The sequence below is a fragment of the Pseudomonas sp. NY15372 genome, from assembly GCF_048068215.1.
Taxonomy (GTDB): Bacteria; Pseudomonadota; Gammaproteobacteria; order Pseudomonadales; family Pseudomonadaceae; genus Aquipseudomonas; species Aquipseudomonas guariconensis_A.
The window spans coordinates 39,891-60,855 of the sequence record NZ_JBLUPY010000008.1; the positions used below are offsets into that span (position 1 = coordinate 39,891).

At 63.1% G+C, this 20,965-nt stretch carries 18 protein-coding genes; 9 read left to right on the forward strand and 9 right to left on the reverse strand.

Features of this window, described 5'->3' with window-relative positions:
• Positions 1–1,215, reverse strand: coding sequence for a CmpA/NrtA family ABC transporter substrate-binding protein (locus ACNFG0_RS08625; protein ID WP_416764467.1), 1,215 nt, complete (start codon positions 1,213–1,215; stop codon positions 1–3).
• A gap of 128 nt (positions 1,216–1,343) precedes the next feature.
• On the opposite strand from ACNFG0_RS08625, the gene ACNFG0_RS08630 reads away from it, so the two are divergent.
• On the forward strand, positions 1,344–2,369 hold the full coding sequence (locus ACNFG0_RS08630) for a quinone-dependent dihydroorotate dehydrogenase (protein WP_196146937.1): 1,026 nt from the start codon (positions 1,344–1,346) through the stop codon (positions 2,367–2,369).
• 100 nt (positions 2,370–2,469) lie between these two features.
• Here the strand turns inward: ACNFG0_RS08630 and rmf are convergent, their stop codons facing one another.
• Positions 2,470–2,685 carry a ribosome modulation factor gene (gene rmf / locus ACNFG0_RS08635; protein ID WP_080642046.1) on the reverse strand — a complete coding sequence of 72 codons (216 nt, stop codon included), beginning with the start codon at positions 2,683–2,685 and terminating at the stop codon, positions 2,470–2,472.
• A gap of 550 nt (positions 2,686–3,235) precedes the next feature.
• On the opposite strand from rmf, the gene rlmKL reads away from it, so the two are divergent.
• Positions 3,236–5,428: a bifunctional 23S rRNA (guanine(2069)-N(7))-methyltransferase RlmK/23S rRNA (guanine(2445)-N(2))-methyltransferase RlmL gene (rlmKL, locus tag ACNFG0_RS08640; protein WP_196146938.1), complete on the forward strand. Its 2,193-nt coding sequence runs from the start codon at positions 3,236–3,238 to the stop codon at positions 5,426–5,428.
• A gap of 94 nt (positions 5,429–5,522) precedes the next feature.
• The gene (locus ACNFG0_RS08645) at positions 5,523–7,913 is read left to right on the forward strand and encodes a diguanylate cyclase (RefSeq protein WP_416764468.1); all 2,391 of its coding nucleotides are present in this window, start codon (positions 5,523–5,525) and stop codon (positions 7,911–7,913) included.
• Positions 7,914–8,124: 211 nt separating this feature from the next.
• On the opposite strand, the gene dacB is transcribed toward ACNFG0_RS08645, so the two are convergent.
• The gene (dacB, locus tag ACNFG0_RS08650) at positions 8,125–9,588 is read right to left on the reverse strand and encodes a D-alanyl-D-alanine carboxypeptidase/D-alanyl-D-alanine-endopeptidase (protein ID WP_196145456.1); all 1,464 of its coding nucleotides are present in this window, start codon (positions 9,586–9,588) and stop codon (positions 8,125–8,127) included.
• Between the two features lie 185 nt (positions 9,589–9,773).
• On the opposite strand from dacB, the gene ACNFG0_RS08655 reads away from it, so the two are divergent.
• Positions 9,774–10,121 (forward strand): YggL family protein, encoded by a 348-nt coding sequence (locus ACNFG0_RS08655; protein ID WP_196145457.1) that lies wholly within the window; start codon positions 9,774–9,776, stop codon positions 10,119–10,121.
• A 33-nt stretch (positions 10,122–10,154) separates the two neighbouring features.
• Here ACNFG0_RS08655 and ACNFG0_RS08660 read toward each other — a convergent pair whose 3' ends face one another.
• The 6 genes from ACNFG0_RS08660 to ACNFG0_RS08685 all read right to left on the reverse strand — a co-directional run bounded on the left by ACNFG0_RS08660 (position 10,155) and on the right by ACNFG0_RS08685 (position 17,100).
• Positions 10,155–13,769 (reverse strand): transporter substrate-binding domain-containing protein, encoded by a 3,615-nt coding sequence (locus ACNFG0_RS08660; protein ID WP_416764469.1) that lies wholly within the window; start codon positions 13,767–13,769, stop codon positions 10,155–10,157.
• An 8-nt stretch (positions 13,770–13,777) separates the two neighbouring features.
• Positions 13,778–14,398, reverse strand: a complete 621-nt coding sequence (locus tag ACNFG0_RS08665; protein ID WP_196145459.1) for a response regulator transcription factor — start codon at positions 14,396–14,398, stop codon at positions 13,778–13,780.
• A 270-nt stretch (positions 14,399–14,668) separates the two neighbouring features.
• A complete protein-coding gene (locus ACNFG0_RS08670; RefSeq protein WP_196145460.1) occupies positions 14,669–16,000 on the reverse strand; it encodes a deoxyguanosinetriphosphate triphosphohydrolase in 1,332 nt (443 codons plus the stop codon).
• A 75-nt stretch (positions 16,001–16,075) separates the two neighbouring features.
• On the reverse strand, positions 16,076–16,405 hold the full coding sequence (locus ACNFG0_RS08675; protein WP_196166012.1) for a hypothetical protein: 330 nt from the start codon (positions 16,403–16,405) through the stop codon (positions 16,076–16,078).
• Positions 16,402–16,776, reverse strand: a complete 375-nt coding sequence (locus ACNFG0_RS08680; protein WP_196145462.1) for a phage holin family protein — start codon at positions 16,774–16,776, stop codon at positions 16,402–16,404. Before ACNFG0_RS08680 ends, ACNFG0_RS08675 begins: the two co-directional genes overlap by 4 nt.
• A gap of 9 nt (positions 16,777–16,785) precedes the next feature.
• Positions 16,786–17,100 carry a DUF883 family protein gene (locus ACNFG0_RS08685; RefSeq protein WP_196145463.1) on the reverse strand — a complete coding sequence of 105 codons (315 nt, stop codon included), beginning with the start codon at positions 17,098–17,100 and terminating at the stop codon, positions 16,786–16,788.
• Between the two features lie 297 nt (positions 17,101–17,397).
• Between ACNFG0_RS08685 and ACNFG0_RS08690 the strand changes: the two genes are divergently transcribed.
• The 5 genes from ACNFG0_RS08690 to ACNFG0_RS08710 all read left to right on the forward strand — a co-directional run bounded on the left by ACNFG0_RS08690 (position 17,398) and on the right by ACNFG0_RS08710 (position 20,744).
• Positions 17,398–18,606, forward strand: a complete 1,209-nt coding sequence (locus ACNFG0_RS08690) for an ammonium transporter (protein WP_196145464.1) — start codon at positions 17,398–17,400, stop codon at positions 18,604–18,606.
• A gap of 72 nt (positions 18,607–18,678) precedes the next feature.
• Positions 18,679–18,915 carry a glutaredoxin family protein gene (locus ACNFG0_RS08695; protein ID WP_196145465.1) on the forward strand — a complete coding sequence of 79 codons (237 nt, stop codon included), beginning with the start codon at positions 18,679–18,681 and terminating at the stop codon, positions 18,913–18,915.
• Positions 18,916–19,004: 89 nt separating this feature from the next.
• Positions 19,005–19,436 (forward strand): D-Ala-D-Ala carboxypeptidase family metallohydrolase, encoded by a 432-nt coding sequence (locus ACNFG0_RS08700; RefSeq protein ID WP_416764470.1) that lies wholly within the window; start codon positions 19,005–19,007, stop codon positions 19,434–19,436.
• 64 nt (positions 19,437–19,500) lie between these two features.
• Complete coding sequence (locus tag ACNFG0_RS08705; RefSeq protein ID WP_196145467.1) at positions 19,501–19,809, forward strand: transcriptional regulator; 309 nt, start codon at positions 19,501–19,503, stop codon at positions 19,807–19,809.
• Positions 19,810–19,859: 50 nt separating this feature from the next.
• Positions 19,860–20,744: a pseudouridine synthase gene (locus tag ACNFG0_RS08710; RefSeq protein WP_416764471.1), complete on the forward strand. Its 885-nt coding sequence runs from the start codon at positions 19,860–19,862 to the stop codon at positions 20,742–20,744.
• The last annotated feature ends 221 nt before the right edge of the window (positions 20,745–20,965 follow it).

Below are 20,965 nucleotides of genomic sequence, written 5' to 3' on the forward strand. Positions count from 1 at the left end.
TCACAGGCCGGCCTGGGCATCAGGGGTGTCATCCAGGGCGTGCAGGCGGAAGCTGCGGGCATAGCCGTGAGGGTCGCTGCCGTCCCAGCGGGTGCCGTCGATCAGCAGACTGCTGCGCATCAGGGGGTAGGAGCAGGGCACGCCGATGGCCTCGGCCGCCTGGTGGTAGAGGCCCAACTGCTGGACCTGACGGGCCACGCCCAGGTAGTCGGGGTCTTCGCGCAGCAGCCCCCAGCGGCGGAACTGCGTCATGAACCACATGCCGTCGGACAGGTAGGGTATGTTCGCCCGCCCCTGGTCGAACAGGCGTAGGGCGTGAGGGTCGTGCCACTGGTTGCCCAGGCCGTCCTGGTAATCGCCGAGCAGTCGTGGTTCGATGCTGCCCAGGGGCGTATCCAGGTAGGCCTTGCCGCTGAGCAGCTGGGCCGTGCTCCGGCGGTTTTCCTGGCTTTGCTCGATGAATCGGCTGGCGGCCAGGACCGCCTTCACCAACGCTCGGGCACTGTTGGGGTATTGCTCGACGAACGCGCGGGTAGCGCCGAGGACTTTTTCCGGATGGTCCGGCCAGATCGACTGGCTGGTCGCCAAGGTAAAGCCCAAGCCCTTGGCCACCGCATCGGCCGACCAGGGCTCGCCGACGCAAAAGCCGTCGATACGCCCGGCTTGCAGGTGGGCGGCCATCTGTGCGGGGGGGACCACCACACTGCGCACGTCCTGCAGCGGGTGAATGCCTTGGCTGGCCAACCAGTAATACAGCCACATGGCGTGGGTGCCAGTGGGGAAGGTCTGGGCGAAGGTCAGGCGTGCGCCATGCTGGTGCACCAGGCGCGACAATGCCTCGGGGCTGGTCACGCCTTTGCGCTGCAGGGCCGGGGAGAGGTTCAGGGCCTGGGCGTTCTGGTTCAGACCCATGAGCACGGCCATGGCATGGTTGGGTATGCCGCCCAGGCCCAGGTGCACGGCGTAGACCAGGCCGTACAGGCAATGGGCGGCATCCAGTTCGCCGCTGACCAGCTTGTCGCGCAGCCCGGCCCAGGAGGCCTGGCGTTTGAGGTTGAGGGTCAGGCCCTGCAACTGGGCGAAGCCCTGGGTGGCGGCCACTACGACCGGCGCGCAGTCGGTCAGGGCCATGAAGCCGATGTCCAGGCAGGTTTTCTCGGGGGCATCGCTGCCGTTGACCCAGGCCAGGGGTGTCGTGGGGAATGCTGTGTTCAAGGGGTTCCTCGCCGGTACGGAGCAGTCTGCCTGTACCCGATGAAGCAACCCATGTGCCAGCGCCCCTGTCGCCCGGGCCGCGCGCTGGCTATAATCGCCCGCTCACTCACCGCGAGTCTTGCCCGCCCATGTATACCCTGGCCCGCCAGCTGCTGTTCAAGCTTTCCCCGGAAACCTCCCACGACCTGTCCCTGGACCTGATCGGCGCCGGTGGCCGCCTCGGTCTCAATGGCCTGCTGTGCAAGCAGCCGGCGGCGTTGCCGGTAACGGTCATGGGCTTGAACTTCGCCAACCCGGTCGGCCTGGCCGCCGGCCTGGACAAGAACGGCGCGGCCATCGACGGTTTCGCCCAGTTGGGTTTCGGCTTCGTCGAGATCGGCACCGTGACCCCGCGCCCTCAGCCGGGCAACCCCAAGCCGCGTCTGTTCCGGTTGCCCGAGGCCACGGCGATCATCAACCGTATGGGCTTCAACAACCTGGGCGTCGATCACCTGCTGGCCCGGGTTCGTGCTGCGCGTTATGACGGCGTACTGGGCATCAACATCGGCAAGAACTTCGACACGCCGGTCGAGCGCGCGGTGGACGATTACCTGATCTGCCTGGAAAAGGTCTACGCCGATGCCAGCTATATCACCGTCAACGTCAGTTCGCCGAACACCCCGGGCCTGCGCACCTTGCAGTTCGGCGACTCGCTCAAGCAACTGCTGCAAGCCCTGGCGGTGCGCCGCGAGCAGTTGGCCAGCGAGCACGGCAAGCGCGTGCCCCTGGCCATCAAGATCGCCCCGGACATGACCGACGAGGAAACCGCCCTGGTGGCCTCGGCGCTGATGGAAACCGGCATGGACGCGGTGATCGCCACCAACACCACGCTCGGCCGCGAAGGCGTCCAGGGCCTGCCGTTCGGTGACGAGGCCGGTGGCCTGTCCGGTGCGCCGGTGCTGGAGAAAAGCACACACACGGTGAAGGTGCTGGCCGCTGAGCTGGCCGGCAAGTTGCCGATCATTGCCGCGGGCGGGATCACCGAAGGGCGCCACGCAGCGGAAAAGATCGCCGCTGGTGCCAGCCTGGTGCAGATCTACTCGGGTTTCATCTACAAGGGGCCTGCGCTGATCCGCGAGGCGGTGGACGCCATTGCGGCCATGCCGCGGCAATAAAAAGGACAGGCATAAAAAAGGGCCCCTTGCGGGGGCCCCTGGGCCTCAGCCCGCCGCCCGGATGGGGCGCGCATGGTGACTCGAATTCAGTGTCCTCGTCTCAGCCAACGGCGTGATTTTCGTTGAGTCTCTGGATGCCAGCGGTGCCGGTCATGCCATCCCAGTTGTCACCCCGTCCTTCGCGCCAGCCATTGATCCAGGCTTGGCGTACGGACGGCAGGTTGAAGGGGCAAAGCTCGCGGGATTTGCCGGTGACCCCATACTGGTAGCCACGTGAATATGCTCTTTCCAACGGATCACGCTTAAGTCTTCTCATAGGGTGTTGCCCTCACTTGTTGACTGTAATGTCCCGTCGGCCTCTCCGAGGCCGGGCAGAATCGTTCTGCCGGTTTGCGCTCGCTGCCGGCGTGGCGAGCGGAAGGTGTTGCCTCGTTGCGAGACAACCTAAGGCCAGTTCTAACCAAAGCGAGTCACAGTGTGAATGATCGATTTGTCATAAGGACGTAACCTTTCCTAGGGTCAGAGGATAAGTAAATAAATGCGACTCAACCTGATTTGTCGTTGAGCCCGCTATGATCAGGGTTTAGTGCCTATTTGCGGTCAACTGGCCATGGGGGCCGGTGAAGTGTGGTAACAATTTGAAATGCGACGAAGGGTCACAGTCGTGACCCCGTCACCGGAAATTTTCATACTGCCTGACGATCTAACCCATTTTCGCCATGACGCGATGGGCTCGTCGATCAGGTGGCCCGGTCTGCTCTTGATGGGCAGGCCACCCGAGCGCCTGCTGGAAGGGCGCCCGGGCAAACTCAGGCGGGGCGATGCGTCGGCCCGTCACTCAACCAGCCCAAGGCTCTGGATTGCTCATGTCGGACCGTTTCGAACTCTATCTCACCTGCCCCAAAGGCCTGGAAGGCCTGCTCGCCGAGGAAGCCCGTGGCCTGGGCCTTGAAGAGGTGCGCGAGCACACCTCGGCGATCCGCGGCTCGGCCGACATGGAAACCGCCTACCGCCTGTGCCTGTGGTCGCGCCTGGCCAACCGCGTGCTGCTGGTACTCAAGCGCTTCTCCATGAAGAACGCCGACGAGCTCTACGACGGCGTCCATGGCGTCGACTGGCAGGACCACCTGATGGCCGACGGCACCCTGGCGGTGGAGTTCAGTGGCCACGGCTCGGGTATCGACAACACCCACTTCGGTGCCCTGAAGGTCAAGGACGCCATTGTCGACAAGCTGCGCAACCGTGAAGGTCAGCGCCCCTCGGTGGACAAGATCGACCCAGACCTGCGCGTGCACCTGCGCCTGGAGCGTGGCGAGGCGATCCTGTCTCTGGACCTCTCCGGCCACAGCCTGCACCAACGTGGCTACCGCTTGCAGCAAGGCGCTGCGCCGCTGAAGGAGAACCTGGCTGCGGCGGTGTTGATTCGCGCCGGCTGGCCACGTATCGCCGCCGAAGGTGGCGCCCTGGCCGACCCCATGTGCGGTGTGGGCACCTTCCTCGTCGAAGCGGCGATGATCGCTGCCGACATCGCGCCTAACCTCAAGCGCGAACGCTGGGGCTTCACGGCCTGGCTCGGCCATGTGCCGGCGCTGTGGCGCAAAGTGCATGACGAGGCCCAGGCCCGCGCCCAGGTGGGGCTGGCCAAGCCGCCCCTGTGGATCCGCGGCTATGAGGCCGACCCGCGGCTGATCCAGCCGGGGCGCAACAACGTCGAGCGTGCGGGCCTGGGCGACTGGGTGAAGATCTACCAGGGCGAGGTGGGCAGCTTCGAGCCGCGCCCGGACCAGAACCAGAAAGGCCTGGTGATCAGCAACCCGCCCTATGGCGAGCGCCTGGGCGACGAGGCGAGCCTGCTCTACCTCTACCAGAACCTTGGCGAGCGTCTGCGCCAGGCCTGCCTGGGGTGGGAGGCGGCGGTGTTCACCGGTGCGCCGGAGCTGGGCAAGCGAATGGGCATTCGCAGCCACAAGCAGTACGCGTTCTGGAACGGCGCGCTGCCGTGCAAATTGCTGCTGTTCAAGGTCCAGCCCGACCAGTTCGTCACCGGCGAGCGTCGCCAGGCCGAGCCTGAGGCGGGCGAGCCGCGCCGCCCGGTGGCGATTGCCAGTGAGCCGGCACGCCTGTCCGAGGGCGCGCAGATGTTCGCCAACCGCCTGCAGAAGAACCTCAAGCAACTGGGCAAGTGGGCCCGCCGCGAGCAGGTCGGTTGCTACCGTCTGTACGATGCCGACATGCCCGAGTATGCCCTGGCCGTGGACCTCTACCAGGACTGGGTGCATGTGCAGGAATACGCCGCGCCGCGCTCGGTCGACCCGGACAAGGCCCAGGCGCGCCTGCTCGACGCTCTGGCGGCCATTCCCCAGGCGCTGGGCATCGACCCGCAGCGCGTGGTGCTCAAGCGCCGCGAGCGCCAGAGCGGAACCCGCCAGTACGAACGCCAGGGCACTGAAGGCCGTTTCCACGAGGTAAACGAAGGCGGCGTCAAGTTGCTGGTCAACCTCACCGACTACCTGGATACCGGCCTGTTCCTCGACCATCGCCCGATGCGCATGCGTATTCAGCGCGAAGCGGCCGGCAAGCGTTTCCTCAACCTGTTCTGCTACACCGCCACCGCCACCGTGCATGCGGCCAAGGGCGGGGCGCGCAGCACCACCAGCGTCGACCTGTCCAAAACCTACCTGGACTGGGCGCGACGCAACCTGGCGCTCAATGGCTTTTCCGACCGCCACCGCCTGGAGCAGGGCGACGTCATGGCATGGCTGGAGGGCAATCGCGACAGCTACGACCTGATCTTTATCGACCCGCCGACCTTCTCCAACTCCAAACGCATGGAAGGCGTGTTCGACGTGCAGCGCGACCATGTGCAACTGCTGGATCTGGCCATGGCTCGGCTGGCGCCAGGGGGCGTGCTGTATTTCTCCAATAATTTCCGCAAGTTCCAGCTCGACGCGGGGCTGGTGGAGCGTTATGCGGTCGAGGAAATCAGCGCGCAGACCCTGGACCCGGATTTCGCCCGTAACAACCGGATCCACAAAGCCTGGCGCATTCAGGCTCGCTGAGGCGACAAGCTACGTTGCGCGGCTAGTGGCCAATAGCTATAACTCAGCGAAGGGCTGGACAATTCGCAGGACGCTGACGTGGTGAGATTCTTCTATGAAGTGTGGCGTGCGTGCGAAGGTGCTTGGCGTATTTCGCGAAGCATTGCCTGCGTGGGCGGTGGCGCTGGCGGCCCTGGTCGCTGGCGGGCTGCTCACCGCCGCCTTGGTGATCGCTGCCCAGGCGTTCTATAAGCAGCAGTTGCGTCAGCGTTTCGACTTGCTGGCCAACGAACGCTACAGCCGTATCGCCGAACGTTTCGAAGACCAGGAGCAGCGCCTGGACGGGCTGCGGCGCTTCTTCAGCTATTCCACCCAGATCACCCCGCTCGAGTTCGACGGCTATGCCCGGCCATTGTTGTACCGCACCCAGGCTTACTCCTGGGCGCCACGGGTCGATGCCGGCCAGCGGGGTGACTTCGAGCGCCGGGCCAGGGCGTGGCTGGGCCAGGACTATCAGATTCGCGACCAGGACGAGCAGGGCAACTGGCAGCCAGCCGCCCAGCGCGACTATTACTACCCGGTGCTCTACACCCAGGCAGCCTCGCTGCAGGGGCAGCCTTATGGCCTGGACCTGCGCGGCCAGCCCGTGCGCGAGGCGGCGCTGATTCGCGCCCAGTCGCCGGGCAGCATGGCGGTTTCCGCGCCGCTGGACATGATCAATGTCGAACCGGCCTATGCACGAGGCGTGCTGGTGGTGGCGCCGGTATTCGCCGAGGGTGTGGTCGACGGCCTGCCGGCTGGCTACGTGATGGCGCTGCTGAGCATGCGACGCCTGATCGCCGAAGGCCTGCCGCCGACGGAGGAGGACAACCTGGTGGTGCGCATCACCGATGCTTCTGGGAGCAAGGGCCCGGAGGTGCTGTTCGACTCGCAGAACCCGATCGCCCCGGTACCCCTGGCCAGCAGCCATTTGTTGCACCTGGCGGACCACCACTACCCGCTCGACATTCGCCCCAGCCTGGCCTTCCTCCAGGCCAACCGTTCTTCCGCCGCGGTGGCCGTCGGCTTGCTGGGCGGCTTGTTGAGCCTGTTGCTCAGCGCCTTGCTCTACAGCCTGTTCAGCCAGCGTCAGCGCGCCCTGAGCCTGGTGGAGCAGCGCACCGCCGAATTGCGCGTCAGTGAACAATCCCTGCGCGATACCCACAACCAGCTGCGCAGCGTGCTGGATGCCGCCACCCAGGTGGCGATCATCGCCACCAGCCTCAGGGGCGTGGTCAGCACGTTCAATGCCGGTGCCGAACGCATGCTGGGCTATTCGGCCAGCGAGGCGATCGGCCAGTTGCGCCTGGAGGACCTGGTTCCGCCCGAGGAACTGAGCCAGCGCGCCCATGCCTTGCGCCAGCGCTATGGGCGTGATTTCGGCGGCGGCCAGGCGATGTTCGCCGAAACGGTGCAGGAGAGCGACAGCGAGCCAGGGGAGTGGACCCTGGTACGCAAGGATGGCAGCCACCTGCTGGCCAACATGCTGGTGACCGCCGTGCTCGATGAGCAGGGCTTGTGGGTGGGGTACTTGGCGATCTGTATCGATGTCACCGAACGGCGCCGGGTGCATGAGGCGCTGGCGGCGCGAGACCGGCTCCTGGAAAAGCTCAGTGCCGAAGTGCCGGGCGGTATCTACCAGTATCGGCAGGACGCCGACGGGCACTCGTGCTTTTCCTACGCGAGCCAAGGGCTGCGCGACATCTACGAGATCGACCTGCAGGTGCTGCGCGAGGACGCCTCGGCGGTGTTCGAGCGCATCCACCCGGACGACCTGGAGCGTGTGCGTAGGTCGGTGCGTTATTCCGCTGAGCATCTTGCGCCCTGGCGCGAGGAGTACCGGGTTGTGCTGCCGAAGGCGGGCCTACGCTGGGTCCGCGGGGAGGCGACGCCGGAGGTCGACGATGCCGGCTGCACGGTCTGGCACGGCTACCTGACGGACATTTCCGACCTCAAGCGGGTGGAGGAGGAACTGCGCGCATTGTCGGTCACCGATTCCCTGACGGGTATCCACAACCGCCGCTATTTCCAGGAGCGGCTCAAGCATGAGCTCGAGCGGGCGCAACGCGATGGCCTGGACCTGGCAGTGATCATGCTGGACATCGATCACTTCAAGCATATCAACGACCAGTATGGGCATGCGGTGGGCGACCATGTGCTGCGCAGCCTGTGCCAGCGGATCGGCAATCGGCTGCGGCGCACGGATGTGTTCTGTCGCCTGGGCGGCGAGGAATTCATGGTGTTGTGCCCGGGAAGCAATGCCGAGCAGGCGCGGTTGTTGGCGCTGGAGTTGTGGCAGGGGGTACGGAATGTGGCGGTCGAGGGGGTAGGGCGGGTGACGGCGAGTTTCGGCGTAGCGGGGTGGCGAACAGGAGAGGGCGCGGATGCGTTGTTGTTGCGGGCCGATGCCGGGGTCTATGCGGCCAAGCAGGCGGGGCGGGATCGGGTGGAGTCGGAGTTGCCCTGAGGGTGACGTAGGCAGTGGGCTCAGGTAGCAGGGCTGCGTTGCAGCCCATCGCCGGCAAGCCGGCTCCCACAGGGAGGGGCGGCGCTAGCCGCTTGTTCTCTGCGCGGCAACGCGGCCCGGGAGGGCTGGGTGATCTCCCACAGGCCATGTGGGAGCCGGCTTGCCGGCGATGGGGCCGGGATTCAGGCGCTACAGGCCTAGCCCAGAACGATCAAGGCACGACGCCTATCGTCCCTGCCCCCACCTTGGGCTGGCGATAAAGGTCCAGCAATACCTGGTCCAGAACCTGCGAAGCCCCCCAAGGCTTGGGGTCGTTCAAGATCGCTGCCACCGCCCAGGTATGCCCATTGCTGTCGCGGCTGAAGCCGGCGATCGCCCGGACGGTATTGAGCGTTCCGGTCTTGATATGGCCTTCGCCACTCAGGGCCGTGCGCTTGAGTCGCTTGCGCATGGTCCCGTCCATGCCCACCAGGGGCATGGAGCTTATGAATTCTGCCGCGTAAGGGCTCTTCCAGGCCGCCTGCAACAGCGCCGCCATTTCACGGGTGCTGACCCGCTCGGCACGGGACAGCCCGGAGCCATTCTCCATGACCAGGTGCGGCGCGGTGATGCCCTTCTTCGCCAACCACTGGCGCACCACACGCTGGGCGGCACGTGCGTCATCCCCGTCGGCATCGGTGCGGAACTGTGCACCCAGGCTCAGGAACAGCTGCTGGGCCATGGTGTTGTTGCTGTACTTGTTGATGTCGCGGATCACCTCCACTAGGTCCGGTGAGAACGCCCGGGCCAGCAGGCGTGCGCTCTTGGGCACGTTCTCGATGCGGTCGCGGCCTTGGATGCTTCCGCCCAGCTCGTTCCAGATCGCACGTACGGCGCCGGCGGCGTAGGTCGGATGGTCGAGCAGCGACAGGTAGGTCTGGGAGTTGCAGCCATCACCGAGCTGGCCGCTGACAACCACGCTTACACCATCGGCCTGGGTCACTGGGTTGTAACGTACATCGCCCGTGCAGCGCTTGGATGCCACGGCCTTGACCTGGTTGTCGATACGGATGTTGGCCAGCGGCGGTTCGACGGCCACCGTCACCTTGCCGCCGTCGTTGCGGGCCACGAAACGCAGGGCCTTGAGGTTGACCAGCAACGAATCCGGGCGTACCAGGAACGGCTTGTTCATGTCGCCGCCGTCGTCATTGAACTGCGGCAGGTTGGGCTGGACGAAGTGACTGCGGTCCAGCACCAGGTCACCGGTAATGGTGCGCACGCCGTTGGCACGCAGGTCGCGCATCAGCAACCAGAGCTTTTCCATGTTCAGCTTCGGGTCGCCGCCCCCTTTGAGGTACAGGTTGCCGTTGAGTACACCATTGCTCAGGGTACCGTCGGTATAGAACTCGGTTTTCCACTGGAAGGTCGGGCCGAGCAGTTCCAGCGCCGCGTAGGTAGTGACCAGTTTCATGGTCGAGGCCGGGTTGACCGAGACATCGGCATTGAACACGGTCGGCGTGCCTGGACCGTCAAGGGGCAGCATCACCAGAGACAGGGCCGAATTTTCCAGCTTGTTGGCCTTCAGCGCCTGCTGCACCTTGGGCGAGAGGGTGGTATTGACCGTGGCAGCCTGGCTGGTCATGGCGAATGGCAGGAACAGGCCGGCAAGAATCAGGGGACGAAGCGTTTTGATCATGTGTGATTTCAACCCTGCGCACGAGGGAAAAGACAACGGGGCTGTATAGATGATGGCCCCAGGACAAAATACTGTGCGCATTATGCCCCAAGCGCACCGCCCATGGGCCATGTTCGACGGAAAAGCGCCGCTTTGGCGCGGAAACTGGTAAAGTGCCGCGCGTTAATACTCAAGAGGATTGTTTCATGGCCACCAACCGTTCCCGTCGCCTGCGCAAGAAGCTCTGCGTGGACGAATTCCAGGAGCTGGGTTTCGAACTGAACCTGGAATTCAAGGAAGACCTGTCCGACGAAGCCATCGATGCCTTCCTCGATGCCTTCCTCGCCGAAGCCATGGATGCCAATGGCCTGGATTATGTTGGCGGCGATGATTTCGGCCTGGTCTGCCTGGCCAAGCGTGGCTCGGTCAGCGAAGAGCAGCGCGCCATTGTCGAAGCCTGGCTCAAGGGCCGCAGCGAGCTGACCAAGATCGAACTCAGCCCGCTGCTGGACGCCTGGTATCCGGACAAGCCGATCAATACCTCGGCTTCCTGATCCATCTGCGCGGCCGCCGCTCGGCGCGCCGCTTCAGCGAGCCCTGGCCAGATCCTGCAGATGCCTGGCCAGGGCTTTCTCGACACGGCGCATATGCCGTGCCAAGGCCTGCCTTCGCAGCTTGCGTTGCGACAGGGCCAATGGCTGACCCTCCAGCGCCTCGCACGCCTTTATCAAGGCCCTGGCTTCGAGCATCCTCGCCACGCCGAGGATATGGTGTGCCTGGGTGGCGAGCATGTGTGGATCGAGGCCTGGGTCGATGGCCATCAACGTGGCCAGGTCCTGTTGCAAGCTTTGCTGCAGGGCTTTGAGTAGCCGTTCATGGTTGGCGGGATCGTCTCCGGCGATGGTGGCCAAGCCTGCGGGTTCGAAGTGCTTGGGTCGCGGTTTTGCAGGTATACCCTGCCAAGCGGGGACGATGGCGGCGAGGCGTTGGTTCAACATGTGCAAGCTGATGGGTTTGAGCAGGCAATCGTCCATGCCGACGTCCAGGCACTTCTGACGCACTTCCGGTTGGGCATTGGCGGTATAGCCCAAGATCACGCAACGTGGCCAACCAAACCGGTGTTCCTGCGCTCGAATCGCTTCGGCCACCTGGTAGCCGCTCATGCGCGGCATGTTGCAGTCCAGGATCACCAGGTCGAAACCACCCGTTCGCCATTTCTCCAAGCCTTCATGGCCATCACGCGCACTGTTCAGGCATAGCCCCAGGAAGCCCAGTTGTTGCTCCATCAGCAGCAGGTTGGCTGGATGATCGTCGATCACGAGCACGTTCAGGCGCGCCACGGGCGCTTCGACCTCAGGTATCAGGGGCGTCGCTTCCATCGGCGCGGCGACACATTGCAGCGGCATGACCAAGCGCACCTGGGTACCCACTCCCGGAAGGCTCTTGATCGTCAGGCTGCCTCCCATCATTTCGCAAAGACTGCGGCTGATCGCAAGGCCCAGGCCGGTGCCCGCGCGCGCGCCTTCGCTGTGAGGGTTGGCCTGAACGAAGGGGTTGAACAATTGCTGCAGGTCATCTTCATGGATACCGATACCGGTATCACGCACTTGCAGGTCCAGGGTCGGTGTGTCCGAGCCGCCATCGCTGAGGGCGAGGCTGACGCACACCTGGCCGTCCTGGGTGAACTTTATGGCATTGCTCACCAGGTTCGAAACGACCTGTTTGAAGCGCAGTGGGTCGAGCAGGGCATGGCAGCGTGCATCCGCTGCGATCACCACCTGCAGGGTGAGGCCCTTCTGGCGCGCCAGTCCGTCGAATACCCGGGCCACCGATTCGACCAGGGTACTGGGGTCGACCGGCTCGGGCGCAAGGTAGAGATGCCCGGATTCGATGCGAACGAAATCCAGGATATCCCCGATCAGCCCCAACAGGTCCTTGGCCGAATGATAGGCGACCTCCAATGCCGGTCGGTCCAACTGCCCTTTGTCGGCGCGCCGTACGGCCAACTCCAGCATGCCGATGACCGCATTCATGGGGGTGCGGATTTCATGGCTGATGGTCGCCAGGAAGGTGCTTTTGGCACGATTCGCGTCATCGGCCTGCTGCTTGGCCAGGCGCAGTTCCTGAATCAGCTTGCGGCGCTCGCTGATGTCGATCCAACCGCCAATGATGCCCTGGACCTCGCCCAGCGAATCACGATAGGGCAGGATCCAGTGATAGAGCGTCAGATGCTGACCGCCGATGTGGAAAGCGCGATCGAGTATCAGGGGGGTGCCTGCGGCCATGACCTGCCGGTAGTCGGCTTCTATCTGCCGGGTGTATTCACGTTCATTGCCCAGGCTTTCGTCCAGGCGTTTGCCGATCAAGTCCTCGGCCTGCGCTTCGACAGCCTCCAGGTAGCTGGCGTTGCAACTCTGCAAGCGCCCTTCGCGGTCACGTACATACATGGGGTGGGGCGTGCCGTTGAGCAGGGCGCCCATGAATTCCAGCTGGTCGTTGAGCGCGCGTTCCACACGTTGGCGGTGTTTGATCTGCCGGCGCAGGTGCGCATTCCAGAGCAAGGCCAGCAACAGCAGCAAACCTATGGCCAGCAGGAACTGCAGGGCCTCGCGGCGAAACGCCTGCCAAGGTGCGTCGTCATGCAACCGATAGCCCCGCCAGCGGTTGTCGATCACACCCAGCTCTTCCGGGGAGATGCTCTGCAGGGCTTTGTCGAGTATCGACGCGAGCGCCTGGGGTTGGCGGTTGGTGGCCATCGCGAAGGTGGCCGGCTCGCTGCCGATCGTACTGCGGATCACCAGGTCCGGGTTGTCGGCCAACGCGTGGTTGGCGTCGATCAATGTGGTGATGGCCGCATCCACCTCGCCGCTGCCGAGCAGGGCCATGGAAAAGAACGGACTGTCGGTCTCGATCCGGCCGATCTGCGGATAGCGTGCCGAGAGCAGTTCGGCGATGTTGCTGTCGCGCATGATCGCGACCTGCCTGTTCTGCAGTTGTTCGAGCGATGATGCCTGGTCACTGCCTGCACGGGTGACCAGTACATAGGCGCTTTCCAGGTACGGTCGGCTGATGTGCAGTGCAGTGTCATGTTTTTCATCGCTGGAAATGGCTGCGATGACATCGGCTCGACCATCCTTGAGCCGGGCCAGCATATCCCGAATGCCGCTGGCCCGTTCGATTTCGAAGCGCAGGCCCGTGCGCAGGCGGACGAGTTCGAGCAAGTCGGCGGCAATGCCGCGGAAATGACCGTTGCCATCGAAGTAGGAAATGGGGGCGGCCGTTTCGTTGATGGCCACACGCATGACCGGATGCTCTCGCAACCACTGCTCCTCGTTAGGCGAAAGCTGCAGCTTGCGATCGCTCAGAAGCAAGTCGCTGCCGGCACCCCAGCGTTTGAAGATGCTGGCCTTCATGGCGTTGGGCTGGTTGTCGAGGGTCGCGTCGACCAGCGCCTTGAGCTGGGTGTCCTGGCGACGCAGGGCGAAGCTGAAGCCGATGGCCTCGTGCTTGCCGAAGCTGGCCATGCGCAGGGGGGGCATGTGGCCCCGGTTGAGTTGGTAGTGGGTGGAAATGGTATCGCCGATGAACACATCGGCCTGGCCAAAGGCGACGGCATTGAGCGCCAAGGTCGAGGATTGGAAGGCGAGCAGTTCGGCCTTTGGGTAGGTTCGCAATACGTTCTTTGGCGACAGATAGTGATAGAGCATGCTCAAACGCAGGCCTTCGAGCTGGTCATCCAGCACGCGGCCTTCCTGTTCGCGGGTCACCAGCACCGGTTGGTCGACGGCATAGGGCCGGGAAAGGGCGAGCCCGGCACTGGCCTCGTAGCCGTTGGCGCTGCCGAGCAGGTCGATCTGGCCTTGGGTGAGTGCGTCGATCGCTGCCTGGCGACTGTCGAAACCCAGCACCTGCACTGGCAGCCCCAAGGCACTGCCGATCAACCCTGCATACTCGGCGGTGAGTCCTTGGTAGTCTCGCCCTCCCGTGGTGATGTCAAAGGGCGGATAGTCCGGAAAGGACGTCCCGACCACCAATACCCGCTTTTTTTCCAGCCACTGACGTTGAGCGTCGTTCAGCGCCGGAGGGATCGGCTTGAGGTTCGAACGCGTAAGCAGGTTCAGCATCTTGGGGGGCGCCGGTTCGGCAACGGCCGCGCCGCACATCATGAGCAAAGCTAGATAAATGGCCAGGTACCGCCCCATGCCGCACCTCAAACCAAGGCGTTGCGCTTGGCGACATCGATCAGGTCGACCAATGTCTGGACCTGAAGTTTTTGCATGAGCCGTTTTTTGTAGGTGCTGACGGTCTTGTTGCTGAGAAACATCCCTTTGGCGATATCCTTATTGCTTCTTCCCTGTGCGAATAGTTGCAGTACCATAAGCTCTCTGTCATTGACTTGTCGGAAAAGTCGTATTTCAGTGTTGGATTCGGCAAGGCTGCCATTAACCGCCTGGCTTGGGAAATAATTGTAACCAGACAGGACCGCTTTGATTGCACTTAGCAGCTCGCTAAGATCTTCTTGTTTTCCGACATACCCCGCAGCGCCTGACTGCATGCAACGGATGGCGAAAAGCGCAGGTGACTGGGCGGTCAGAACTAGAACCTTCAAGGGTAACGCCATGCTTTGGAAGCGGGAAAGCACTTCCAGGCCGTCCAGCTTTGGAATGGCGATATCCAGGATTACCAAGTCGGGGCGTGTTTCGCGGATCATCTGCATGGCGTCCACGCCATTGTCCGACTCGCCGACAATCTTGTAATCCTGGTTTTCCAGCAGCATTCGAACTGCCAGGCGAATTACGGGGTGATCGTCGACAATATATACAGAGTGCATATTCAACTTCCATGCGTAGGTGTCGGAAACAGCGGATACCTTAGCTCAGTTGCTAGATGAGGAATACGCGATGAAAGGCTGTAATTACGATATGGGAAAAGGCTTACAGTAAAAAGCTACCCGCGCTACGCATTCAGCGTGTTTAGGTGGGTGTCAGACCAAGATTTGGTTACTTTTTATTTGTAAATATAAAGAGATGTTTAATTGAAAGGGTGGTTGTTAAGATATTTCCTTCAATGACGTCGATTGAGTGTGGGTTGGCTCCCGCCCTTATGCAGGGCTGGAGCGTCCGGTCATTTCACTGGCCATTTCGCTGGCATAACTATCAGTCATGCCGGCAATGAAGTCGATCATGCGCAGGAACGCATTGTGTAGCGAGCCATGAGGGTCAGGGGCATGGTTGCCGATCAGGTCCAGCACACGTCGGCTCTTGAACGACGGCGTGCGCCCACCATGCTGTTCCAGCGCAGCCCCACAGAACGCGTTGAGGAGGATCTCAAGGGTGGTGTAGGCGCCTATTTCATGCAGGGTCTTGCGCTTGTCCTGGAAGATTTTCTTGCGTGCCATGTCCTTGGCCTGCAGGACGCAGCGCTTGGCTGGGCCATGCATGTGCTCCACCAGGTCCCCGGCCAGGTGGCCGGCAAGCAGGGCTTGTTGCTGCTCGACGAAGGCCTGGGCGGCGGCATTGGTCAGGTGTTCGATGGCCTTGCCACGCAGGATCGCCAGTTTGCGTCGCTTCGAGTCCGCCGGCCCGAGCTGGCGGTAGGTTTCGGGAAGGTCGTCGCCCACCAGATCAAGCAGCAAGGCCTCGACTTCGGCGTACTGCAACAACTCCATCTCCAGGCCATCTTCCAGGTCGATCAATGCGTAGCAGATATCGTCGGCCGCTTCCATCAGGTACACCAATGGATGCCGTGCCCAGCGCTGCTGCTCGAGCTGCGGCAGGCCAAGCTTGCGGGCAATCTGTTCGAGCAGTGGCAGTTCGCTCTGGTAGCAGCCGAACTTGTGCTTCTTGTAGCCCAGGGCGTCGGCGTGGCGGGCACTCCAAGGGTATTTCACATAGGTACCCAGGGTGGCGTAGGTCAATCGGGTCCCGCCGTCGAACTGGTGGTATTCCAGTTGGGTGAGGACGCGAAAGCCTTGGGCGTTGCCTTCGAAATTAAGGAAGTCGGCCCGCTGGTCGTCGCTCATGTCGTCCAGCCAGCCGCGCCCGGCTGCCTGTTGGAACCAATGGCGGATGGCGTCTTCGCCGGAATGCCCGAATGGCGGGTTGCCAATGTCATGGGCCAGGCAGGCGGACTGGATGATCATCCCCAGGTCGCTGGGCTCGCACCAGGCGGGCAGGCTATCGCGCAGGGTCTCGCCGACGCGCATGCCCAGCGAGCGGCCGACGCAACTGACTTCCAGGGAGTGAGTCAGGCGGGTATGGATATGGTCGTTGCTGGAGACCGGGTGTACTTGGGTCTTGCGTCCCAGGCGGCGGAAGGCACCGGAGAAGATGATGCGATCATGGTCCTTGTGGAAGGGGCTACGCCCCAGTTCCTCGGGGCTGTACAGGGCTTTGCCCAGGCGTTCGCGGGTCAGCAGGGTATGCCAGTCCAAGGCTCGATCTCCCATCAGGTGGAGGCCATAGCTTCCCGTGTCGAGCGTGCCCGCGCAAGCGGCGGGCACGAGGGGTCAGGGGCGTCGGCTGCCGTGCAGGAACAGGCGGACCAATGGCACCAGGCTGGTACCCAGGCGCAGCAGGCGGCTGAGGTTGCCGCTGCGTACGCCTTTACCCGTGAGAAAGCCCAGGGCGACCACCGCGCCCAGGCCCCACAGAGGCGCGTGCTTGATGCCCAGGCCGCCGTGCAACGAATCGCCCATGCCGCGCAGGCGGCGGACGGGCTCGAGCAGTTGCGCCGATTCGTGGCGGATCTCCTGACGGTGCATTTCCAGGCGCAGGCGCAGCAGCGCCTTGCGTAGCTCCCTGGGGTTTCGGGTATTGGGCAGTTCGGGCAGGCTCATGGCAACAGGCGCTCCCGGTCCTTGGCAAGTTCTTCGAGGGTGGCGCTGAAGGGTGACGATTCGTCGAACACGGCAGCTTTCAGGCGCAACCCGCAATACAGCGCAGCGATGCCATAGAACACGCACAAGCCAACGATGCCGGCCAGGCGATAGCTGTCCCACAACAGCACCAGCACCAGGCCGGACAGCGCCGTCAGCAGCAGCAGACCGAACACCAGGGCAAGGCCCGCGAACAACAGCAGGCTGAGGGTTCGGGCTTTCTGTTCCTGCAGTTCGATGCCGAACAGTTCGATATGGCTGTGCAGCAGGCCGAGCAGGGCCGCGCCGAGGCGCTTGCCGGAAGCGCTGGCGCCTGGGGCGTCGTTGTCCATGGGCACTCCTTAACGTCGATTGGCCAGCAGGCCGATCAGCAAGCCGACCCCGGCGGCAATGCCGATGGCTTGCCAAGGGTTTTCCTGGACGTATTGCTCGGCACTGCCTAGGGCTGCCTGGCCACGTTCGCGGACCGAATCCTGGGTCGAGTGCAGGGATTCTCGGGCCTGGGTCAGGCGCTCATGCAGCTGTTCGCGAAGTGCATCGGCCTGGTCGCCGGCCAGGTTGGCTGTGTCGGCGAGCAATTTCTCGGTGTCACGCACCAGGGCCTGGAAGTCATCCATCAATAGCTCTTGAGCAGTCTTTGCCGGTTTGTTGGCCATGCGATTTCTCCCTGTGAAAGTGTGTGGCTATTTCGAGTGATGGGCGAAGCGGAAGGTTCAGTGCAGTTGCTGGTATGGCCCTTGCTATTACCTGGGGCATGGTCATCAGGGCGTGCGTCGAATGCGTGCACCTGGCTGACCGATACCGATAAACCTTAACCCAATCCACGACAAACCCAAGAAAAAACCACGCAGCTCCCGCCCGGCTCACCGAAACAGGGCAGGGGGCTGGCACCGAACCGGTGCACGGATGCGGGCTCTTGAACTGTCCTGGTGCTTTTTCAGGTCTGCCTACTCATGGAAAACACGCACAGCGCTATGGACTCCCTCGTTCATGGCTCCAATACCCTGTTCATCCTCATGGGTGCCATCCTGGTGCTGGCCATGCATGCAGGCTTCGCCTTCCTCGAGGTGGGCACGGTGCGTCACAAGAACCAGGTCAATGCCTTGTCGAAGATTCTCAGCGACTTCGCCATTTCGGCCCTGGTGTATTTCTTCGTCGGCTACTGGGTGGCCTATGGTGTGAGTTTCCTCCAGCCGGCTGCCGAGCTCGCCACCGACCATGGCTATGCATTGGTCAAGTGCTTCTTCCTGCTGACCTTCGCCGCGGCGATCCCGGCGATCATTTCCGGCGGCATCGCCGAACGCGCCCGTTTCGCGCCGCAGCTGTGCGCCACAGCCCTGATCGTGGCATTGGTCTACCCCTTCTTCGAAGGCGTGGTGTGGAATGGCAACTTCGGCCTGCAAGCGTGGCTGCAGGCGCGTTTTGGCGCCCCGTTCCATGACTTCGCAGGGTCGGTGGTGGTGCATGCCATGGGCGGCTGGCTGGCGTTGGCGGCGGTATTGCTGCTGGGCGCGCGCCGCGGACGCTACCGCGACGGGCGGCTGGTGGCGTTCGCGCCGTCGAGCATTCCGTTCCTGGCGCTGGGTTCGTGGATCCTGATCATCGGCTGGTTCGGCTTCAACGTCATGAGCGCCCAGACCTTGCAGGGCATCAGTGGCCTGGTGGCGATCAATTCGCTGATGGCCATGGTCGGCGGAACGCTGGCCGCCCTGGTGGCCGGGCGCAACGACCCAGGTTTCCTGCATAACGGCCCGTTGGCAGGGTTGGTAGCCATTTGTGCAGGCTCCGACCTGATGCATCCCATCGGTGCCTTGGTGACCGGCCTGATAGCCGGGGCCTTGTTCGTCTGGTGCTTCACCGCCGCGCAGAACCGCTGGAAGATCGATGATGTGCTGGGTGTCTGGCCGCTACATGGGCTCTGTGGTGTCTGGGGCGGCATTGCCTGCGGTGTCTTCGGGCAATCGGTACTGGGCGGAATGGGAGGTGTCAGCCTCGTCAGCCAAGTGCTTGGCAGCCTGGCAGGCGTACTCGTGGCGTTGGTGGGCGGCTTCGCCGTGTACGGATCGATCAAGGCAGTGCATGGGCTGCGCTTGAGCCATGAGCAGGAATTCCAGGGCGCTGACCTGTCGCTACATCGTATCGGGGCCACTAGCCAGGATTGATGCTCGTCAGGTGCGCAGGGCAGGGGATGGACCTAGAATAGGTATCCCCCTCCATAGACCCGAGGCTTGGTCATGCTGCCTGAATGCCAATTGTTCGGCACCCTTGGGTGCCACTTGTGCGAAGTCGCCGAGGGCGTGCTGATGCCTTTTGTCGAACATGGCCTGCTGGTCGAACTGGTCGACATTGCCGACAGCGAGGCCTTGTTCGAGCGCTATGGGTTGAGCATCCCGGTGTTGCGACGTTGCGACACGGGGGCTGAACTGGGTTGGCCGTTCGATGCCGAGCAGGTCGTGGCGTTCTTGGGGTAAGAAATGCTCGGGTAGGAGTCATCTCCCTCCTGCATCCAACAGGGCATGGATCGAAAATTCGGGGCCGATCCGAACCCTGGAGTAACGTGATGTTCATTACCCCCCATTTCACTCTCGCAGAAATGACCGTTTCGCAAATCGCCGCGCGCGAAGGGCTGGACAACAAACCGGGCCCGCAGGCCTTGGCCAATCTTGACCTGTTGTGCCAGGCCTTGGAGGGCGTGCGTGAGCTGTGTCGAGCCCCTGTTCTCATTAGCAGTGGGTTTCGCAGCCAGGCCGTCAACCAGCGGGTGGGCGGCGCTCGCAACAGTGCCCATCTTTCCGGGCTGGCCGCCGATTTCACTGTGGTGGAGATAGAGCCTCGGGAGGTGGTTCAGCGCATCCTCGCCAGCGACCTGGTGTTCGACCAATTGATCCTGGAATATGACAGTTGGGTCCATCTTGCCGTGGCGGTACAGGCGCCGCGACGGGAGGTGCTGACCGCTCGACGAGGCATGGGTTACCTTCCGGGGCTGCATTGAGGCGATTGACGCAGGTGTGGCGGCATCCGTATGCTGTATATAAATACAGTATTGGGAATGCCACATGCTCAATGTCGAGCAATTGAAATACAGCGTCAATCGCATGCCGCCTTCGCGTGTGAGCGAAGCCGTGCTGGAGCTGCGGCTCGAAGGCCTGGTGACCGACGACCGCACCCCGTTCGGCAAGGTCCACTTCAACACCTGTTTCGCCGAAATCGAGGCGCTGTTCCAGCGCGCCGGCTATCACCGCCCGCTGGATGTGGTGGGGTACCAAGGGCTGGTCTATGCCCTCTTCGATCCGGGCCGCTGGGAGGCCGTGCAGGTGTTGCGCTGGTTGAAGGAGCACAGCGAGTTGACCGGCCAGGCTGGTTGAGCCGGCGGGCATGACGGATAATGCCCGCCTTTGAATGCCCGAGCCTTGCCATGACCGCAACTTTCGACCCCGCCCGCCAGCAAGCCAGTACCGTATGCCTGCCCCCTGGCCGTTGGGCGACCGTGCTCGATTGTTTGAGCGATCATTTCAAGGGCATCGGTCGCGAGCAGTGGCTCGACCGTTTCGCCCGTGGGCGGGTACTGGACGCCGAAGGGCGGGCGATCCCTGCTGACCTGCCCTATCGCCAGGGCATGCGTCTGCATTATTTTCGCGAAGTGCCCAACGAAAGGCCGATACCCGTACAAGAGGCCATCCTGCACGTCGATGAGCATCTGGTGGTGGCCGACAAACCGCATTTTCTGCCCGTCACCCCCACGGGTGAATATGTCGAGCAGACCTTGCTGCGCCGCCTGATCCGTCGTCTGGACAACCCCCACCTCGTGCCGTTGCATCGAATCGACCGCCACACCGCGGGGCTGGTGCTGTTCTCGGCGAACCCGCAGAGCCGAGGCGCTTACCAGCGGCTTTTTCCCGAGCGACGTATCGACAAACGCTACCAGGCCATTGCTGCGGCGCTGCCGGAGCGGGCGTTCCCGTTGGTGCATCGCAGTCGCCTGGTACATGGCGAGCCCTTCTTTCGCATGCACGAAGTGGAAGGGGTGGCAAACAGCGAAACGTGGGCCGAGGTGTTGGAGAAGAACGGCGAGCTGTGGCGCTACGGCCTGTCGCCGGTGACCGGCAAGACGCACCAGTTGCGGGTCCACATGGCGTCCCTGGGCGCCGGGATCTGCAACGACCCGTTCTATCCGCAGCTGGCGAACGAAGAGGACGACTACCGGCGTCCCTTGAAGCTGTTGGCGCAGAGCTTGCGGTTCGAAGACCCGTTCACCGGGCAGGTGCGTTATTTCGAGAGCCGGCTGGCACTTGACTGGTGATCGACGGCTTGGGGTGGGTGGGCCGTATGGCTTGACTTTTCAGGTCCTGTGGGGCTTGCCCCGCGGTTAGGCCGGGGCCGATAACACCGTCGCCTGGCAAGGGCTTCGCCCTTGATCGCGGGCGAGCCCGCTCCCACAGGGGGCGCTGGGTGATCCTTCAGGTAAGACGGTATCTCTGAGCAGCGCAGGGTAGGTGGGAGCCGGCTTGCCGGCGATGGGCT

Bases quoted from the DNA above. Each gene is read 5' to 3' on its own strand.
- rmf (WP_080642046.1), bottom strand. From the start codon at position 2,685: ATGAGAAGACTTAAGCGTGATCCGTTGGAAAGAGCATATTCACGTGGC.
- rlmKL (WP_196146938.1), top strand. From the start codon at position 3,236: ATGTCGGACCGTTTCGAACTCTATCTCACCTGCCCCAAAGGCCTGGAA.
- dacB (WP_196145456.1), bottom strand. From the start codon at position 9,588: ATGATCAAAACGCTTCGTCCCCTGATTCTTGCCGGCCTGTTCCTGCCA.
- ACNFG0_RS08645 (WP_416764468.1), top strand. From the start codon at position 5,523: ATGAAGTGTGGCGTGCGTGCGAAGGTGCTTGGCGTATTTCGCGAAGCA.
- ACNFG0_RS08685 (WP_196145463.1), bottom strand. From the start codon at position 17,100: ATGGCCAACAAACCGGCAAAGACTGCTCAAGAGCTATTGATGGATGAC.
- ACNFG0_RS08710 (WP_416764471.1), top strand. From the start codon at position 19,860: ATGACCGCAACTTTCGACCCCGCCCGCCAGCAAGCCAGTACCGTATGC.
- ACNFG0_RS08655 (WP_196145457.1), top strand. From the start codon at position 9,774: ATGGCCACCAACCGTTCCCGTCGCCTGCGCAAGAAGCTCTGCGTGGAC.
- ACNFG0_RS08690 (WP_196145464.1), top strand. From the start codon at position 17,398: ATGGAAAACACGCACAGCGCTATGGACTCCCTCGTTCATGGCTCCAAT.
- ACNFG0_RS08695 (WP_196145465.1), top strand. From the start codon at position 18,679: ATGCTGCCTGAATGCCAATTGTTCGGCACCCTTGGGTGCCACTTGTGC.
- ACNFG0_RS08665 (WP_196145459.1), bottom strand. From the start codon at position 14,398: ATGCACTCTGTATATATTGTCGACGATCACCCCGTAATTCGCCTGGCA.
- ACNFG0_RS08700 (WP_416764470.1), top strand. From the start codon at position 19,005: ATGTTCATTACCCCCCATTTCACTCTCGCAGAAATGACCGTTTCGCAA.
- ACNFG0_RS08680 (WP_196145462.1), bottom strand. From the start codon at position 16,776: ATGGACAACGACGCCCCAGGCGCCAGCGCTTCCGGCAAGCGCCTCGGC.
- ACNFG0_RS08675 (WP_196166012.1), bottom strand. From the start codon at position 16,405: ATGAGCCTGCCCGAACTGCCCAATACCCGAAACCCCAGGGAGCTACGC.
- ACNFG0_RS08705 (WP_196145467.1), top strand. From the start codon at position 19,501: ATGCTCAATGTCGAGCAATTGAAATACAGCGTCAATCGCATGCCGCCT.
- ACNFG0_RS08660 (WP_416764469.1), bottom strand. From the start codon at position 13,769: ATGGGGCGGTACCTGGCCATTTATCTAGCTTTGCTCATGATGTGCGGC.
- ACNFG0_RS08630 (WP_196146937.1), top strand. From the start codon at position 1,344: ATGTATACCCTGGCCCGCCAGCTGCTGTTCAAGCTTTCCCCGGAAACC.